Here is a 15,602-nt window from a genome sequence, read left to right as displayed (position 1 = left end):
CTATTTGATACTAAAGTAAATAAAAAATAAATAAATAAAAATGTATTACAAATAATAAAAAATGGTTTTGGTTTTTTAAAAGCGAATTGACTGTTTTGATATTTTAATGTAAATTATTAGATTTATTATTTATTTGATTTTTGTTCGTTATGTTTTTCTAATTATTGATGATTTTTTGCAAAATGTTTCCTAAGGTTTTGACGTTAGGAAAATTGAACATTGTATTGTGGTCACCATCAATATCTACAGGAATTATACTTTTTACGTACGGTTTCCAGCCATACGTATTTTTGTCCTTAATAGGACTGATCTTAATTCGTGCTCTAAAGAGGTAAATGTTCAAATCCAATGGTTTTATTTTATAGGCTTTTATTGAGTTTAGATTAACAGTTTTGACTTCATCGAATATTACTTTTCTAACATTGGTTGGTTCAATTACTTTGGGTAGAAGTTTTTTGAGCTTTCTTTCCAGAACTCTTTGCTTTGTTACCTTAAAAGTTTTTGGAGATTGAAACAGGAGCTTGATGTCAACTATTCGCTTATCCAATAGATTGGAAATATACTTTTTTGTTTTTCCCCAGTTGCCCCTGTAGTTTTTTTCTTGATACAAAACGTCCGTGTCAAAAAGAATAAGGTGTGAGACTTCTTTGTTCATATTTATAAGCTGCCTGGCCATTTCGTAAGCTACATAACCTCCGAAAGAATACCCTCCTAATAGGTAAGGGCCTTTTGGGTTGTGTTCCAATATTTCATTAATATAATGAGCTGCTATATTTTCAATTCCGAATATGGGTTTTTCTGCACCATCTAGCCCCTTTGCTTGAAGGCCAAATAGTGGTTGTTCAGGGCTTACGTGATCAACCAAATTAAAGTAGTTAGTGATATTAGCGTTGATTCCATGAATAAGGTAAAGTGGGGGGAGCGAGCCAGATGGTTTGATTGGAGTTAAGGATTTCCAAAACCTGTATTCTTGTTTACTTTTTTCATTGGAGTTTAAAAGCTCACAGAATTTCTCTAATGTTGGGTTTCTGAAAATAGTAGTTAAGGGGTAATAATGCTCTGTCATTTGATCAATTTTTGCCATCAGTTCAACAGCTAAAATGGAGTTTCCCCCAAGCTTAAAAAAATCATCGTTGGCTTTGATATGCTTGATTCCAAGAACTTGAGACCAAATTTCTCGAACAGCTTTTTCTTTGTCAGATAATAAGATGCTACCATCCGTTTTATCAGCTTCCCTTTGAAATGGATTTGGTAAGGCCTTAAAGTCAGTTTTTCCATTTTGAGTTAAAGGAATTTTTTTGATTTTGATCCAAAATTGAGGAACCATGTAATCAGGAAGCAGCTTTTCGAGTTTTGACTTCCAAATAGAAAGTTGATGATCCGATATTTCTTTGTCAAAATCCATAATAATATAAGCTACTAGAACTTTGATGCCAATAGAATTCGAAGGGGCAGTTATAACAGCAGATTTAATATTATTTAATCGAATGATTTGATTTTCTATTTCTTCTAACTCAATTCTATGTCCTCTAATTTTTACCTGTGAGTCCATTCTTCCCCCAAATAAAACTTCTCCATCTTCAGTCAATGAACCAAGGTCACCCGTCTTATAAATAATTTCATTACCAATAGAGAAAGGGCTTTGTATGAATTTTTCTTTATTCAGTTCATCTTTTTTCCAGTACCCTTTGGAGACACCTGCCCCTCCAATTACGATTTCACCTTTTTGTCCTGGGGGTAGTAAGTTCAAATTTTTATCAATAATGTAGATTGATGTGTTATGTATAGGCGAACCTATGGTTAATTTCTGGAGGTTTTGTGTGATTCTTTTTATTGAAGAGAAAATCGTAGTCTCCGTTGGGCCATATTCATTCCATAACCCATCAGAAAGATCCAGAAGCTGATTGGCCAAATCATTGGATAAAGCCTCTCCTCCAGTTATCAGTTTAATTGGTAGTTTTTTCTTCCAGCCTATGTTAATGAGCATTCTGTATGTTCCGGGCGTGGAATGAAGCATGGTGATTTTCTTTTCTTCAAGAAAGGAAAGCAGTAATCTTCCATCTTTTATGGTTTCTTGGTTTGCAATGATAAGTTCACTTCCATAACATAAAGGAAGTAAGATTTCCATAATAGAAACATCAAAAGAAAAAGAAGTTATGGCTAGTAGCCGATCATTAGGGTTTATGCCCGGAGTTTGGTGAGCTGAGTGGAGTAAATTCAATAGATTTCCATGTGTCAATAAAACCCCTTTAGGGAGACCTGTTGATCCTGAAGTGTAAATCATATATGCTTCATCAGACAAGCTTATTTCCAAAGAAGTTTGGGAAATTGAAGGGCTATTTTTATAAAGGCTTTCAATAAATAAACACTTCAACTCGATTTGTAAAGATGAATATAGGTTTTCTGTAGAGATCAATATTGATGCTTCAGAATCCTCAAGGATTAATGCTGTTCGTTCTATTGGGGTATGGGCATCAATTGGGACAAAAACTCCTCCCAATTTTAAGATAGCCAAAAGGCAAATAGGATATTCAATCGATCTTTCAAGATAAATACCGATTTTTTGACCTTTTTTTGCTCCATTCTTTGATAAGTTCAGTGCAAAAATATTGGAGAGTTCTTCTAGCTCCTGATAGGTAATAGTTCTGTCATTGTAGGTCAATGCAGCTTTGTCTGGGAAATTCTGTGAAGTATTGGCAAAAAAATCATAGACATTGTAAAAAGTAATGTCTATTTGATGGAGGTTCTTAGTGTAATATTTTTTTAAAACTTCCGAATTTTTTTTATGAAACTCATCTGGTAGATCTGAATAGCTCATTTCGTTAGGATAGGGTTAAATTAATAGGTTGACGCCTTTCCGTGCTGACTGAAGAATCTACGAAACCTAGAGCCTGAGTGGATTAACGATAGTTTTTTTCTAATCTAACAAATTGCTTTTCGGATTGTTTAAAATGTGTTTTATTTATTTTGTAAAGCATAAAATGGCCTGATGAACATTAGTGCAGTTATCAGGCCATCGGAGTATTATTAAGTTAGGTTTAAGATAAAAGCATATTCCATGGCCAATTCTTTCAAGGAATGGAATCTTCCAGAAGCTCCTCCATGACCTGCATCCATATTGGTGTAAAGCAACAATAGGTTATCATCGGTTTTTTCAGCCCTGAGCTTGGCCACCCATTTGGTGGGCTCCCAATATTGTACTTGACTATCGTGCAAGCCAGAAGTGACTAAGAGGTTGGGATAGGATTTTTTTTCAATATTATCATAAGGCGAATAGGACAGCATGTAATCATAGTAAGCTTTTTCTTTAGGGTTGCCCCATTCATCAAACTCACCCGTAGTCAAAGGGATGCTTTCATCCAACATGGTGGTGACCACATCTACAAAAGGAACAGCAGCAATGACACCTTTGTACAAGTCTGGTCTTAAGTTGATGATTACGCCCATTAATAATCCTCCTGCACTTCCGCCCATCGCAAAAAGTTTATTTGCAGAAGTATATTGATTAGAGATCAAATGTTCACTACAGCTTATAAAGTCAGTAAAAGTGTTCCTCTTTTTGAGCATTTTACCATCTTCGTACCAGTGCCTCCCCATTTCCTGACCTCCCCTAATGTGCGCGATGGCATACACAAAACCCCTGTCTAAAAGGCTAAGTCTGTTCGAATTGAACAGGGCGTCTGTACTATACCCATATGATCCATAGGCATATTGGAGAAGAGGATTACTTCCGTCCTTTTTAAAAAGGGATTTTTTATAAACCAATGATATAGGAATGGGCGTCTCATCATCAGCCGTTGACCAGATCCGTTCTGCTTGATATTCACTTGGATCATATCCTCCAAGCACTTCCTGTTGCTTGAGCAGCTTTTGTTCTTTACTGATCATGTCATAGTCAAAAGTGGAAGAAGGAGTGGTGAGCGAATTATATCCATACCTTAGAAGGTTTGATTCGAAGGATGGATTGAAGCTTATCCAGGCAGAATAAGTAGGCTCTTCAAAGTTAATATAATGACTGTTATTGCCGTTCCATGGATTGACCTGTATTCTGGATAAGCCATTGAAGCGTTCTTCAAGAACAAGAAAGTCTTTGAAAACTTCAAAGCTTTCTAATAAGACATCCTTCCTGTGAGGAATGACATCTATCCAATTCTCTTTACCGGTAGTTTTTACAGGGGTTTTGACCAACTTATAATTTGAAGCCTTATTGTGGTTTGTCCAGATAAGGAAGTGGTCCTCAAAATGTTCAACGCTATATTCTAGGTCTCGCTCTCTGGACTGGACAAGATGCGGTGTGTTGGAGGGAAAATCAGCTTCAACAAATCTTACTTCTGATGATACTGTACTTTCACTATTGATAAATAAATATTTTTTTGATTTTGACTTTGAAATATGACAATTAAATGTTTCATCTTTTTCCTCATAGATCAATTCATCTTCAATTGACTGTTGGCCTAAGGAGTGCTTATAGATTTGGAATGACCTCAATGTATTAGGGTCTTGTTTCGAGTAGAATAGCGTTTTGTTGTCATTGGCCCAAGTGATATTGCCTGTGATTTCAGGGATTTCGTCTTCTAGGATTTTACCAGTTTTCAAATTTTTGAACCTAATAGTATAGATTCTCCTTCCCACATTGTCCTGTGCAAATGCCAACAGGTTTTGATTGGTTGAAATAGCGAGAGAGCTAACATTGAAATACTCATGTCCTTTGGCCAGATCATTTACATCCAGTAAGACTTCCTCAGGGTTATCTAGAGAGTCTTTTTTACGGCAAAAAATAGGATATTCTCCGCCTTGAATATATTTAGAGAAATAAAAGTACCCATCTCTAAAATACGGAACACTCTGATCATCTTCTTTTATTCTGCCTTTCATTTCTTCGTAAAGCTCATTTTGGAGACCTTCAGTGTGTTGTAAAGAGGCTTTTAGGAAATCATTTTCATCGTTTAGATATTGGATGACCTCAGGATTATTTCGATCATTCATCCAATAGTATGGATCATTTCTTTCGTGTCCGTGAAAGGTCAGTTTCTTATTTTTAATGCTTGCCTTTGGAGAAGGTTTACTATTCATACGTATGCTACTTTTGTGCTAAATATTTTGCTTGCAAATTTACTATAGACCTTGATGGAAGCCTATTTAAAGTTCAATCAAATGTTAAATCATGCAGGAAATAATGGGTGCTTTTTGTAGCTGAAATAAAGTTCTGGTTTTATGATTTTTTTAAACATATAGGTTATATTGAGTGAGGTTTTTAAAATTTAATTTTATGGGATTTATACAAGAATTTAAAAAGTTTGCGCTCAAAGGTAATGTTGTCGACTTGGCAGTTGCCGTGATCATTGGAGGAGCTTTTGGTAAAATTGTTTCATCGCTGGTGAATGATGTCATCATGCCACCAATAGGCTTGGCTTTGGGCGGTGTCAATTTCAAAGACCTTATGGTTGTACTTAAAGAGCCTTCTGTCAGTCCGGATGGAGTTGGGTTGGCGGCAGTGGCCATTAAGTATGGTAACTTTCTCCAAACAGTAATAGATTTTGTGATCATTGCTTTTGTGATTTTTATGGCTATCAAAGCGATGAATAGCATGCAGAAGAAAGAAGAAGCAAAACCAACCCCACCTCCAGCGCCTAGTAAAGAAGAGGTATTGTTAACTGAGATTCGAGATATTTTGAAGGCTAAATAAAATGTTAAAAGGCAGGTAATCCCTGCCTTTTATTTATTGAATTGATACCTAAGCTGAAAAGTTAGTTCGGTGATCCTGTGACCTTCTATTTCTTGCAGTCCCGATCCAATTACATTCCTGTCGGTATAAGTGGTTCTGCTCCATCGAGTCCAAAAAGTCAATTTTCGATTCATTTTATATTGTGCGAGGAGATAGTACCTCATGCCTTGACCATAATAGCTAGGAATGGAAAAAGCCCAAAGTACATTTTTTTCAAAAACATACTGTCTGTTTTCATAGTCATCTGTATCAAAAAGTGCCACTCTTCCACTGAAGTTCCATTGTTTTAGGCTTGCGCTAACATCTTGTACAATAGTATATCCTTTAGTAAGTTGATGATTAAATTCGAATGAGCTCATTTGAACTCTTGACCTGATAGCTAATACTTTACTTACTTGATAGTCGAGGTTAATTAGGTAATTTCTTCTTTTTCCAGTTGATAGTTGGTAAATAGGATAGTCATTATCGGTGGAAGTAATATTTCTGTCTTTTACTTCTTCTCGAACTTGAAAGTAAATGCTGATTGCTTTTTTAGGAGAATAGGTTAACCGTTGGAGCCATTCATGACCTGAAGATGGAGCATATGATCGATATCTGAGCCAAGGGAACTCAAATTGATCAAAGTAAGCGCTCCACTTCCATTGCTTATTAGGGTGGAAACTCGTTCCAAGATAGATGCCTTTTTCATTGATAGGACGGGAGCTCTCTCCAAAAGCATTACCGTAGAAGCTATGAAAATTCCTGTCATAATTTCTGATATGCAACACTAAATCCCAATGTGGACTCAGACTACTCATTAATCCCGCCACCACCGCTTTTCCTCCGCTCTTGGAAACAGCCCCTTCTCCAAATAGGAAATGGTTTTGAAAATTATAAGACCAGTAAACACTATGTGTATGGTTGTTTTGGCCTCTAAACTCAAACTGGTTATAGGCTTGGTCTTCTCTGATATAGGGGAATTGGAATTTAGTTACCAAACTATTGATGCCAAGTTGAAAATTTCGGTCCGAAGATGAGTAATTAACATTTAACCCGAAGTTTTTTTCAGCGGTATTGGCTTTTCTTTCAATCTCTGTAGCAGTTCTATGGTAACCGCTCTCAGGTAGTGAACTAATAATAGGTTCATCAAGCGAAATATTAGCATCACGCGATACATCTGAAATCATGATGGAAGCCTCTATTTTCCCTTTTTGGTAGGTGGAGGCAATTCCTCTAAAAAAACCAAACTCCATGGAAGAAGTGTAAGGGCGAATGCCTGTGGAACTTCTTCTTGTAGTAGTGATGGTTTCGGCTCCCTTACCGATTGAAAATCCAGCTCCAAATACTAGCCCCTGTCCATATTGTGCCTGATAATCTCCTAAGGTTATAATTTGAAAATTCCCTTGATTGTAAAGAGCCAAATGATAACTGAAAAAATTGAAGCCATAAGTCCTTGATTTGGGATTCCATGTGAAGGACTCACCATCATCTTTATCCAAGGTTATTCCAATACTAAAGTCCTGAGCATGCTGACTTCTTAATCTTAAATAATGCGCTCCCGGTGAGCCAATGTATCTACTTGTTAAGGAACCGTTACTCAAGGTGTCTGGTGGTGTAAATCCTTTTCTAGTTTCAAGAAATCTTCTGTAGCGATAAATAATATAAGCTGTTTCTTCCTGAGTGATTCTTTGAAAAAGGTTTTTGGATGAGGTATGTTTTTGAGCACTGATGGACACAAATGGTAGAAGTTTTTTGACAGTGACCAAATCAAATTCTGGAATGGCCTGTAATTCATAAATGGATAGGAATTTGCCAAAACTTTCCCTGTAATCCATAAAGTTATTGAGCTGAAGTGGGGAAAGGATATAGAGGGATTGCAAATCATCCAATGTACATTTATTAAGGTCAATGGGATTGAGGAAACGTTGGAGCAAGTTTTCATAAAGCTGTTCATAATCCAAATCCTCATCTTGGGTGGCGAAGAGTTCTTCGGCAAAACCTTCAACGTCAAAGTTTGATTGGATTTGGGCTTTGGATTGAGATTGAATAGCCAAAGACCAAATAGCCAAAAAAATAAATCTGAATGGTGCTTTCATGGTGTGCCAAAACTATAGTTCATGGAAAAATGATGCGTAAGTCCAAGTTGACTGTTTTGAGCGACAGCATAATCAAGACTTATATTTTTGGGATGGAAACCAATTCCGAAATGAAGATTGGAAGGATTTGTACGAATTCCACACCTGGCCCAAAATCGGTTGGTAAAATTGTATTCCAAACCAATTTTCATCAGTGGATCAAGTAGGATGTCTTTTTCAGCTTCGACGTTTACCAATAGCTTTTCAATTGGCCGATAAGATATTCCCGATTTGACGATGGTGGGAAGATAGTCCTCAGTGTTGTTACTTATTTTGGACCTTGTAAAATTGTAAATATGGGCTCCCCAAAATACTTTTGGCCCAAGTTCTACTAGTCCTCCCAGTTCAAAAACCGGACTGGCTGAACGACCATAACCTTCAATATTGGTTTGAAAATAGGATGCTTTTATCCCAAAACTGCCAATCCCAAACTTATTGGAAAAGCCAGCACCAATAATCTGTTGGTTAAACAATTGACCACCGTAATGTGATAGACTGATGCCTATATTTCCTATTGGGGTGTTTAAGACCCCTCCAGCAGCAAGTGTGGTCAGTTCGTTTAGCCCAAGTCTGTGATCATAAGAACAAAAAACAGAGGATTCCTGAAACATACCCAAAGCACCAATGTTATTAAAAACACTCCATGCATCATCGAGAGTAGAATTGGCATTGGCTAAGCCAACACTCCGTGCACCTTTGGGAGATGTTTCTGAACCATTTTGACCAAAAGCAGCTAGGCTTGTTAAAAACACAGCCCAGAAAAATGGACCAAACAATTTATTCATACCGTTAAAAAATTATTGTAAAAAATGTAAAGCATTAATTTACAATAAAATATGTACAAAGTAAAGTTCGTGCGGTATTCGGTTTGTTATAAAGGAGCTTTGAAGTTTATAAAGAAGCTGCCTACATTTTGGCTATTGATAGAGTATTCAAACCTGAATACCTGATCATAAAAAGTAACCAAGTCTATTCCTAGACCATAACCATATAAGTAGGTATTGGTTAAGGCTGCATTTTCAGGGATATGGTTTCGATCATTAACATAACCATGGTCAAAATTGGCGCTTAGATAGGCGCGAATGGGGAAAATGGAGAATTCTTCGATAGGAATAAGATTTGAAATGTCATAGGCTACATCCAGAAATTTGTACCTAAAACTGTTTTTGTTGATTAATGTCTGTTGTCCTTCGATTACATTAATTTCATATCCTCTTATAAAGTCAGGTGCGTAGCCTATTCCTCTTACCAAAGTATAAGGCTGAGTGGGCCCCAAGTAAGTTGAAGCGGAAAGCCCTGTAACGAAATGTGTGGTTTCACTGAATTTGAAATAGCGATTTGCAGTGAGGGATAGTTCGGTTTCGTTGACATCATCATTGGTGAAAAGCCCATACCGGGTAAGACCAATATTTAGCAACTCCCCGTCTGTGGCATAAGCTACATTGTCCCGCCTGTCATGCTTGAAATTATAAGAGGCATAGAAAAATTTTTGTTTAGTGCCATCATTCAAGAAATAGTTTGGGTTTTGCACTAAAACATCCTCATGGATTTTGGAGCTACTATATCCAATGTTCAAGTAATGAAAATTATAAAAGCTACCCCTGTAAGTGTATTGGAGACTGGCGCTTATTTTTTTTCTGAGTATATCTTCGTTGTCATTCGTGTAAAAAACCTGCTTATTATAGGCTGATTTAACAGCGATTGTTTTGTTAGTGTTGTAATTGAACCTGGCAGCAAGTCCATGGACTTGATCTCTGTCAATATAGGGTATGCTGTAGATAATGTCAAAAGCTTGGGTGAAGCCCAACTGCCCCAAAACCCTTAATTTTTCATTTCGGCCACCTACATTATTATGATTAAGTTTTAGGCCATAGTTGACCCTTGAAAAGTCCCTATTTTGATTGATCCACCATTCTGAAAAGTTACGGTCAGCAAGGTCAAAGATAATACTTGGCAAAATGTACCACCTTTCTTTAACAGAAATCAACAGCTCTACTTCTTCCTCTTCCACAAATAGAGGTGTGATCTCCACTGAAGTAAAGAGTTGGAGGTTGTATATTTTTTTCTGATCAGCAGAAACAATTCCTACAAAATCTTCCCAATCATAAGTCACTCCAGGAGCTACATCCATTTCCCGCATAATGATGTTTTTCTGGGTCTTTTCGTTTCCAATAATAAAAATATTGTTAATAGTTACCTTTTCAGGGAATTGATTTGGAGCAGGGATGTGGGTAATAGAATCAGATGTTTGTGCACAAACAAGGTGATTGGTCATCAGTACAGCCCATACAAAAAATAGCCAATAAGCATTCTTTGATTTTAGAGAGGACAGTATCGAAGGGTAATTTCGTTTCACTTAAGGGAACTTTGTTTTATGATTGTGTATTTTAGTGTCAAATCAGGTTTAAGTTGAAATCACTTTTAAGAAAAATAGCCATATTTCCAGTGTTGTTTTATCAATACTTAATCTCTCCACTCTTTCCAAGTGCATGTAGGTATACTCCCACATGCAGTCAATATATGAAAGAGGCCATTATGAAACATGGTGTTTTCAAAGGAGGATGGCTGGGAATTAAGCGGATAGCCCGTTGTCATCCATGGGGAGGGCATGGGCATGATCCTGTACCTTAATTTTTTGGAGTAGGAGAACCTACTTTTAATGCCCTAATCACCAAGATTATACCACCTACAACCAGAGGGATACTTAAAGTTTGTCCCATGTTTAAGGTGAGGTTATCCTCAAAGTCCACCTGATTTTCTTTGAAAAACTCCCAAACAAAGCGCATTCCAAAAACAGCAATAAGGAAAATACCTAACAGAAGCCCATCAGGCAATCTCTCTTTATAATTTCTCCATAGCGCATATAAAATCAGAAATATGATAAAGTAAGATAATGATTCATAAATCTGAGTAGGATGTTTGGCTAAGCCGAATGTTCTGACAGTGACCAAATAATGATCTCCTTCATCTTTTAGGTTATAATCCAAAGGGGTGCTTTCTGGCTCTGCCAAGTATTTATGAGAACTGGCAAACTTGGTTAAAACATATTTAACATCACTTTCCAAAGTTCTTCTTAGATCAGCCTCACTGTATTGTCCTTTGTTGATTTCAATGTCAAAGTTTAAAGGAACAGTTCCATTGCCTTGCAATTCACCACTTCGGCTGTCTGGTTTATAGGCTGAGACGCTTTCTACAGGGACATTTAGAGTCATCAGGATTTCCTCTGTTTGTCTAGCGTAAACAAAGCCATTATCAGTACCAGTAGGCTTTCCTCCGATTTCAGAGTTCATAAGGTTTCCAAATCTAATCAGCGCACCGGTCATGGCGACAACAATGACAATCCTGTCCACTACCCACAAATACCTTTGATCTGGAGTGTTTCTCACATATAGCCAAAGTGCTACCAAAATAGCAATGGCCGCACCGTGACTGGCCAAACCACCTTCCCAAACTTTTAGGATTTCTATTGGATTGCTCAGGTATTTTTCGGGCTCATAAAATAGCACATGTCCTAATCTGGCCCCAATGATAGTAGCCAAAACCATATAAATGGTTAGTTTATCTACTAGTTTTTCATCGTGACCTTCCTGTTTGAATATGTAAATGACTATCTGCTGGGAAATGATAAAGCCAAGGGCAAAGAGGAGGCTGTACCATCTGATCCTTTCAAAACCTGGAAAAACTGCTGGATTTGGACTCCAGACAACATAATCTAAAATTGTGCTGAGCATTGGTTTAGTTAGTTTCTGCTAAGATAATTTTATTATTGATCTAATTGGTCTAATTCATGTAATTCTTCTGTGAAGCCTCCAGATAATATAGGAAACCTGCACCAAGTTTTAGGGTCCACATTGAAATCATCCAAATGGAATGAAGGAGCGAGTCTTTCTCGTTTCCACTGATTTCTGGACCATAAACGGAAGAACTTGGAAATATAATTTTTTAACTGAACGTTGGGGAGGTCTAATTCTTGTTGTAAGATCAGATAGATGTCTTTAGGGTTACGTCTCTCTCTAATGGCCAGTTTTTCAATTTCAACTATAACTGGATAGGGCATAAGGTCCTCCTCATCAGTTTGATGCTGGTCTTGAGGCCTAAGTTCGGCGGTCGGTTGAAGGGAATTGACTTTTTCTAATCCTGAGTATCCTAGGTGTTTTTCTGCCCATTGAAGCCATTGTAAGATGAAATGCTTGTCCACAGCTGCAATGGGAGAGATGCTACCACTGGTGTCTCCATCCATGGTCGCGTAACCTACATCTCCTTCGCTTCTGTTGGAGGTTGCCAGTAACAAGGCATTATTTAAGTTGGCTAACATCCAAATAATAGGAGCTCTAACTCGCGCTTGGATATTTTGTAAAGTAATGTCATCTTTCGCCCAAGTAAGCTCTCTGCCTATTGCATGCTCAATCTTTTGGGTATAAGAGCTGACCTCCTCGGAAATTTTCCAATTATAGAAAGTCGCACCTAAGCTTTCAGCGAGACTTTTAGCACTATTAAGGGTTTCGCACGACGAATTATCAGATCCTTGATAGGCTGTCGTAAGCAGATGCTCAGTGATTTCTTTTGTTGGATTAGATGTTTTTATTTCCAAAGTCAAATGAGCTTGCTTTAAAAATGTTTCAATACCAAGCTCTTCAACTCCTCTTCTGACCATTTCAGCCACCAAAACAGCAATAGAAGATGAATCGGCTCCGCCACTTAGAGAAAGAACAAAGCCTTTGCTTCTGCTCTTTCTCATGTAATCAAAAAGAGCCAACGTGATAGCACTGGTAAACTCTAAGTTTTTATCATGATCACTCTTGATCTCGGGAAGTTCTCTTATTAGGCTACTGATTTCGAATGCATTTACTTGATAGGGCTTGAAGGATAAGAGCTTGTTTTTAAGCAATAATTTGCCTTGATGAGCCAATAAAGTTTCTCCATCGAAAATCATCCTTCCTGCCTCATTCCCAAGTAAGTTGACATAAAAGTAAGTCGCATTCAGTTTAATGCTACTTTCAGAGACCAACTCTTCTCTTAATTGACTTTTGCCCATGGCAAAGTGGCTGGCACTAGGATTGAAGATGAGGTCAACAGCTCTTGTTTTTAGTCTGTAGCCAGGTCTTAGATCTCCTCTCCATGCGTCTTCACAAATCTCAAAACCATAGCTAAAACCATTTTTGCTAAAGATCATGTCTCCAAAAGGCACAGCTTCTCCGAAGAAATCAAAACTAGTGATTTTACCAGCTTCCCAAGGAGTGAACCATCTGAACTCATAATGGACGCCATCAATGGCAAGAAATTGCTTGGCAACGATACCTTTGACCTTTTGGTCTTCTAATACTGCAGTGCAATTGTAGAGTGCTTCTCCTATCCTGACGGGCAAGCCGATACAAATAGAAATATCTTTAGCATATGGAAGAAGTGATTTTAATTGACTTAGCGCCTTTTCAGGATACCACCTGCTTAAAAAAAGATCCTCACTCCCATAGCCGGTAATGGCTAGTTCAGGAAAGCAGAGTAATTCTATACCCATGGATTTGGCTTTATCAATGGCATTTACAATGTTTGATGAATTGCCTTTCCAGTCGAGTGGGGTTTGATTTACTGTAGCTCCTCCAATTTTCAAAATTGACATAAATAGAATGATTTGGGTCAATGACCTCTCTAATTGCATCACCATTTATCCGGATATTGATGATGGTAATCAGCGAAAGGTTTATGAAACCAATTAACACAATTGGCAAATATAGGGTTCTAAAGGGCCAAATTAAGTTTTTCGCAGGCATTTTTTGCTGCTTCCTGCTCAGCTTTTTTCTTGGTTGGACCTTTGCCTTCCGTGTAGACTTCTTGTTCTATTTTGAGTTCGATCGTAAATTCCTTGAAGCGTTGGCTTCCTGTGACTGATTTTAGCGAAAATTCAACCTCCTTGTTTTCCTTTTGAGACCATTCTATGATTTTACTCTTAAAATTGGTTGTGGTAGAGATGATGTTTTCTATATCAAAATGCGGGATAATGATTTTGGTTAATACAAATTTTTTGCAAAAATCATATCCTCTGTCCAAATAGACCGCGCCTACAAGAGCCTCTAAAGTGTCTCCATAGATGGATTTGTGAGAGTAAAAGCCCTTTCCTGAGAGGTCAGATTCTACAATGTTTGAGAGTCCAATCTTTTGTCCCACTTGATTAAGGGATTCTCTGTTGACTATTCTGGAACGTGTCTCGGTGAGGAAACCCTCGTCTCTATAGGGGAATTTTATAAAAAGATGTTCAGCAACCACAGCTCCCAAAACGGCATCTCCCAAAAATTCCAAACGTTCGTTTGATGCTTTGATGCCGTGTTTGATTTCTTCAGCAGCAGAGGAATGCTTAGTGGCAAGTTTGTAAAGGGATAAATTTAAAGGCTTGCTGCCCACCATTATTTTAATGGCAGCAGCAAGCCTTTTATCTTTCTTATTATAAAGTAGTTCGTGTAATCTGAGTTTTCGAAATATCTTCAAGGTAGAATTACTCAGTTAGTTTTTTGAAAATAATGGAAGCATTATGTCCACCAAATCCAAAAGTATTACTCAAAGCTACATTTACTTCTCTTTTTTGAGCTTTGTTAAAGGTTAAGTTTAACTTGGCATCAAAAGCCTCATCATCAGTGAAGTGGTTGATGGTAGGAGGTACTAAGTCATGCTTGATGGCCATGATGGATGCAATGGCTTCAATAGCACCAGCTGCGCCCAATAGGTGACCAGTCATAGACTTTGTACTGCTTATATTAAGCTTGTAAGCGTGCTCACCGAAAATTCTTTCGATGGCTTTGGTTTCACTTACATCCCCTAATGGAGTGGATGTTCCATGGACATTGATGTAATCAATGTCTTCTGGCTTCATTCCGGCATCTTCCAGAGCAAATTTCATTACATTACTAGCACCCACACCTTCTGGGTGCGGAGCAGTGATGTGGTGAGCATCAGCTGACATGCCACCACCTACCATTTCTGCGTAGATTTTAGCGCCACGGGCCTTCGCATGCTCGTATTCTTCAAGGATAATAGCTCCAGCTCCTTCTCCTAACACAAAACCGTCCCTGTCCTTATCAAAAGGTCTGGATGCAGTTTCGGGGGAGTCGTTTCTTTGGGACAATGCTTTAAGGGCATTGAAACCACCAACACCTGCTTCAGTAACTGCAGCTTCAGAGCCTCCAGTAACAAACAAGTTGGCTTTACCTAAACGGATGTAGTTAAAAGCATCGATCAGAGCATTAGTGCCAGATGCACAGGCTGAAACTGTCACGAAATTAGGTCCTTGAAGACCATATTTCATAGAGATAAAGCCAGCACTGATGTCAGCAATCATTTTAGGTATAAAGAAAGGATTGAAACGTGGTGTTCCATCCCCAGTAGCGAAGGAGGCCACTTCATCCTGAAAAGTTTTGAGGCCTCCAATTCCTGACCCCCAGATAACACCGGCCCTTGACAGGTCGATCTTTTCTAGGTCAAGTCCAGAATCCTTCATCGCTTCCTCTGAAGCGATCATCGCATATTGCGTGAAGGGATCCATCTTACGGGCCTCTTTTCTATCAATAAACTGCTCGATATCGAGGTTTTTAACCTCACAAGCGAATTGCGTCTTAAATGAGGATGCGTCGAATTTAGTAATAGGAGCAGCGCCGCTTACACCATTAGATAATCCCTCCCAATATTCTGGGACGGTGTTGCCTAGTGGTGTAAGGGCACCTAAACCTGTTACTACAACTCTTTTTAAATTCATAAATGAATTTTGAGTGGTTAGA

The 15,602-nt window shown here is 38.0% G+C and carries 11 protein-coding genes; 2 read left to right on the top strand and 9 right to left on the bottom strand.

Annotated elements, in window-relative coordinates; translation table 11 throughout:
* Window positions 1-157 precede the first annotated feature (157 nt).
* Window positions 158-2,818 carry a non-ribosomal peptide synthetase family protein gene (locus IFO69_RS02625; protein ID WP_192007868.1) on the bottom strand — a complete coding sequence of 887 codons (2,661 nt, stop codon included), beginning with the start codon at window positions 2,816-2,818 and terminating at the stop codon, window positions 158-160.
* Window positions 2,819-3,027: 209 nt separating this feature from the next.
* Window positions 3,028-5,073, bottom strand: a complete 2,046-nt coding sequence (locus IFO69_RS02620; protein WP_192007863.1) for a S9 family peptidase — start codon at window positions 5,071-5,073, stop codon at window positions 3,028-3,030.
* Window positions 5,074-5,269: 196 nt separating this feature from the next.
* Here IFO69_RS02620 and mscL point away from each other — a divergent pair, with 196 nt between their 5' ends.
* A complete protein-coding gene (gene mscL, locus IFO69_RS02615; RefSeq protein WP_192007860.1) occupies window positions 5,270-5,686 on the top strand; it encodes a large-conductance mechanosensitive channel protein MscL in 417 nt (138 codons plus the stop codon).
* A gap of 29 nt (window positions 5,687-5,715) precedes the next feature.
* On the opposite strand, the gene IFO69_RS02610 is transcribed toward mscL, so the two are convergent.
* From IFO69_RS02610 to IFO69_RS02600, 3 genes are all read right to left on the bottom strand, one after another.
* Window positions 5,716-7,800, bottom strand: coding sequence for a ComEA family DNA-binding protein (locus IFO69_RS02610; protein ID WP_192007858.1), 2,085 nt, complete (start codon window positions 7,798-7,800; stop codon window positions 5,716-5,718).
* Window positions 7,797-8,624 carry a PorV/PorQ family protein gene (locus IFO69_RS02605; protein WP_192007856.1) on the bottom strand — a complete coding sequence of 276 codons (828 nt, stop codon included), beginning with the start codon at window positions 8,622-8,624 and terminating at the stop codon, window positions 7,797-7,799. The genes IFO69_RS02610 and IFO69_RS02605 overlap by 4 nt, the downstream gene beginning before the upstream one ends.
* Window positions 8,625-8,710: 86 nt before the next feature.
* On the bottom strand, window positions 8,711-10,114 hold the full coding sequence (locus IFO69_RS02600; protein WP_192008955.1) for a BamA/TamA family outer membrane protein: 1,404 nt from the start codon (window positions 10,112-10,114) through the stop codon (window positions 8,711-8,713).
* A gap of 134 nt (window positions 10,115-10,248) precedes the next feature.
* On the opposite strand from IFO69_RS02600, the gene yidD reads away from it, so the two are divergent.
* Entirely contained in the window at window positions 10,249-10,470 is a 222-nt protein-coding gene (gene yidD, locus IFO69_RS02595; protein WP_192007853.1) for a membrane protein insertion efficiency factor YidD, read from the top strand.
* Here yidD and IFO69_RS02590 read toward each other — a convergent pair.
* The 4 genes from IFO69_RS02590 to fabF all read right to left on the bottom strand — a co-directional run bounded on the left by IFO69_RS02590 (window position 10,467) and on the right by fabF (window position 15,580).
* Window positions 10,467-11,570 (bottom strand): prolipoprotein diacylglyceryl transferase, encoded by a 1,104-nt coding sequence (locus IFO69_RS02590; protein WP_192007851.1) that lies wholly within the window; start codon window positions 11,568-11,570, stop codon window positions 10,467-10,469. The genes yidD and IFO69_RS02590 overlap by 4 nt on opposite strands.
* A 32-nt stretch (window positions 11,571-11,602) precedes the next feature.
* Window positions 11,603-13,456 carry an NAD(+) synthase gene (gene nadE / locus IFO69_RS02585; protein ID WP_192007849.1) on the bottom strand — a complete coding sequence of 618 codons (1,854 nt, stop codon included), beginning with the start codon at window positions 13,454-13,456 and terminating at the stop codon, window positions 11,603-11,605.
* A gap of 119 nt (window positions 13,457-13,575) precedes the next feature.
* Window positions 13,576-14,319, bottom strand: a complete 744-nt coding sequence (gene rnc, locus IFO69_RS02580) for a ribonuclease III (protein ID WP_192007843.1) — start codon at window positions 14,317-14,319, stop codon at window positions 13,576-13,578.
* Window positions 14,320-14,326: 7 nt separating this feature from the next.
* Entirely contained in the window at window positions 14,327-15,580 is a 1,254-nt protein-coding gene (fabF, locus tag IFO69_RS02575) for a beta-ketoacyl-ACP synthase II (RefSeq protein ID WP_192007839.1), read from the bottom strand.
* Between the last annotated feature and the right edge of the window lie 22 nt (window positions 15,581-15,602).

The organism is Echinicola arenosa, assembly GCF_014841125.1.
Lineage (GTDB): Bacteria > Bacteroidota > Bacteroidia > Cytophagales > Cyclobacteriaceae > Echinicola > Echinicola arenosa.
Note: the sequence above shows the minus strand (reverse complement) of the source record. Positions and strands in the feature narration are given on the sequence as shown.